This window comes from Candidatus Kosakonia sp. 282A-S69, from assembly GCF_029433855.1.
In the GTDB taxonomy this organism is placed as follows: domain Bacteria; phylum Pseudomonadota; class Gammaproteobacteria; order Enterobacterales; family Enterobacteriaceae; genus Kosakonia; species Kosakonia cowanii_A.
In genome coordinates, this window is record NZ_JAROAU010000005.1 from 99,141 (window position 1) to 99,384 (window position 244).

Here is a 244-nt window from a genome sequence, read left to right on the forward strand (position 1 = left end):
TAGTCACCATCATCTTCCAAATCTGTCTCTTTGGCCAGCTGCGCGACAAAATGGGTAACCGCTGGTCCTACCGCGCCGGCCTTTTCGGCTTCGTGGTGTCATTCCAACTCATGCCCTTCGACGGCTACAAGGGCCGAGACGCCGAGAACGGGCTGACCGCGCGATCAGCCCTGATGGCCTTCGAGCTCTGCTTCGTCCTGCTAGTCAAGACCGTCGCCGCCGTGGGCGGCCTGACTAGCGCACT

At 61.1% G+C, this 244-nt stretch carries 1 protein-coding gene; it reads left to right on the plus strand.

Translation table 11 applies throughout. The features are described from left to right. Positions 1 to 244, plus strand: a 244-nt coding sequence (locus PU683_RS21280; protein WP_277174584.1) for a hypothetical protein, incomplete at both ends; no start/stop codon positions are given.